Source organism: Flavobacterium sp. FPG59 (genome assembly GCF_002150205.1).
In the GTDB taxonomy this organism is placed as follows: Bacteria; Bacteroidota; Bacteroidia; order Flavobacteriales; family Flavobacteriaceae; genus Flavobacterium.
The window spans coordinates 1-2,583 of sequence record NZ_MTCA01000313.1; the positions used below are offsets into that span (position 1 = coordinate 1).

Here is a 2,583-nt window from a genome sequence, read left to right on the forward strand (position 1 = left end):
CCTTTAAGCTTCAGACATATTTTTAGGTTTAGTTGCTATTACATATATTTAGTCTAAACTAAACCCCAAGCTTAAAGGGAAAAAGATGAATTAAGGTCATCTTATAAACTCTATTTCATTGTGATTGGATTTAACAGGTTTATAGTTTAAATTTTCAGGTATATTTTCAATTGGTATTTTCGGTGCTTGTTTTTTATGCATGATGTTTTTATTTAAAAAGTTTAAAAAAGAAAAAAAGTGATGATTTGATGACAAAATACAGTCAGCTTAGTATTGGTCAAGGTTCGTATATCATCTTTTTTTCGTCATGTCCTCACTCTTGAAATTCATTCATCATTTTATTTTCATCAGTTAAATTTTTGATGACAAAATGATGACAGGTTAAAAGCTTGTTCCTATTGGCTTAATCGTTTGTTTTCATCAATTCATCACTAAAATCAGATAAAAATTTTCGGGTTATTGTGTAGTAGCGTCCCTTAGTTAAATTTTGGTAAAAATCGAGGTCGTTGGTAATACTCACTTTTTGATATTGATTTGAGTTTTTGGCTTGTTCTAATTTCCAATTTTTCCGGATTACGTTTTTGATTTCCACAGGATCATATTTAATCTTAAACTTATTTAAAATGTTTAATAAGTCGGAAAAGCAAAAATCTAATGTTTCAATATCTAAACTTTCCATTGTGTTCATTAAAGCATTTGCTAACTCTCGTTCTATTTGATTCGAATTATGCCGTATTAATTTTAATAATGCATTAGTTCTGATTTGCTCTGGTGTAAACCACATTCTGGACTGGTTCTCAGTTGAAAGTTTTCTGTTTGTGAGGAAATATAAAAATGCTGGAATCTCAGCAATTAGTTTTTCCAAGAGATGAACGTCTTCTTTCTGGTAGCGATTGATTTTAATGATCCAAAACCTGATTTCATCAGCATCAATTTTTACAAACGAGGTTTCATTATTGGAGCAGAGGATGAATTTACCAAAGAAGGAAGCTTCTTTTTTATCTTTTCCTTTGGCTTCAGTTTTAAAAGTGTTTGTTGTAGAAAGGTATTTTATTCGCTCAGTTAGCTCATCAGTTTTAAACAACACTTCATCAATGCACACGAGTAATTTGGCGGCCCAATCGGAATTAAAATTTGAAGTAAAATCGCTGTTAGTTAAAAAAGTTAAATTGTATTCAAAAATTTCCTTTAACCATTTCAGAAAGGTTGACTTACCCGTTGAGCGCTCTTTACTGACCAAACAAAGAATCGGTAAAATTTGTGTTGGCCGTAAGTAAATTAGTTGCAAGTAATCAAGTCCAAGCTCAAGCTGTGCTCCAAAAATATGGGTTAGAAAACTTAATGTACTTGTTATATCACCTTCAGAAGGTGATTTGCTAATTTGATGATAGGTGTTGTAATAGTCCTGTACTCTTTTTTTAAAGTACTCTGGACGATTTTCTGGAATGCAAATAAAGCCATCAAATTTTTCAATTTCAGAAAGTGCATCTTTACCGTGGTCTTGTCTGATCAACTCAGCAGACCAAATAACTAAGATCTCGATAAAATCTCCTGACGATAAAGGGTATAGGGATCTCTTAAAATAAGACGTGCCTATTCTTAAATACATGTTTTTCATTATACAAAGTGTTTTTTGTATATTTGCTAGATATACAATTAGTAGAATTAAACAACACAAAAAGAGCATAGCTGAAGACTGTGCTCTTTTTGTTTTAAACTTTTATCAAGTGTTGATTTCGAGAAGCAACTTGAGTGAGCTGCTTTTTACTAAAGACGGGGAATCTTCCCATTTCAAAATATGGAATTTTTCCTTTTTTCTTCCAATTAATGATCGTCTGAACCGATCTTCCAAATAATGCTGCTACCTCAGTCTGATTCAATTGATCTTCAGGTGCAGGAAATGAGAATAATTCCTCATTTTGTAAGGGTGTAATTGATGTTGCCATTTTTTCAATGATTTTAATTGATTTTCATTGGCAAACATATGTTGGAATTTGAAATTAAAAATACAAACGAATACAAATGTATGGTATTCAGTAATTTGCGATTTTAAATTAATTCGATTTCAGATATTAACTTCTCGGGTAGTTCTGTGTTATATGATTTATCTTTGTCTTTTCGATCAGAAAAAACATCCGATAAAGTGCTGGTTGATATTCCTTTTGTCTTAAAAAAAGTAGCTGTCAGAAATTTAATTTTTTCGCGAGAATTCTCAAGTACGTTTGTAACGAGATAATAACTGAAAAAGGCTAGTTCCTTAGTTAGATTTTTATCATTAATTAGAGTGGAGAGTTGATTTCTTACTGTTATGATTTGTAGTTCTTCGTATTTAGGATTAACTTCAGTAAAGCATGAAATTAAGACATCAATTTGATGTTTAGATATTTCGTCAGGATAGTAATAATTGAAAAACACAAAATACAATTTTTTGATTCTTTTCTTTTGCTGCATCGGCATGTTTGCAAGCAGGTATTTTTTGTCAATTAGAAAACTTGCTTTATTGAAATAATCTTCCCTATCAATTATTAATTTTATTTCTTCTTTTGTAATGTATTGTTCATTTTCGTTAGTAAATAACATGGT

Annotated in this window: 3 protein-coding genes; all 3 read right to left on the bottom strand. The window is 30.6% G+C overall.

Annotated features, from left to right (window positions below):
- Nucleotides 1–403 precede the first annotated feature (403 nt).
- Nucleotides 404–1,618 (bottom strand): primase-helicase family protein, encoded by a 1,215-nt coding sequence (locus FPG59_RS15450; RefSeq protein ID WP_086455442.1) that lies wholly within the window; start codon nt 1,616–1,618, stop codon nt 404–406.
- Nucleotides 1,619–1,712: 94 nt separating this feature from the next.
- A complete protein-coding gene (locus FPG59_RS15455; RefSeq protein ID WP_086455443.1) occupies nt 1,713–1,946 on the bottom strand; it encodes a helix-turn-helix domain-containing protein in 234 nt (77 codons plus the stop codon).
- A 103-nt stretch (nt 1,947–2,049) separates the two neighbouring features.
- The coding region (locus FPG59_RS16750) for a hypothetical protein (RefSeq protein ID WP_176330770.1) at nt 2,050–2,583 on the bottom strand (534 nt) is incomplete at its 5' end.

What these genes read in the sequence shown, in the direction of transcription:
- FPG59_RS15450 (WP_086455442.1), bottom strand. Translation starts at nt 1,618, where the DNA reads ATGAAAAACATGTATTTAAGAATAGGCACGTCTTATTTTAAGAGATCC.
- FPG59_RS15455 (WP_086455443.1), bottom strand. Translation starts at nt 1,946, where the DNA reads ATGGCAACATCAATTACACCCTTACAAAATGAGGAATTATTCTCATTT.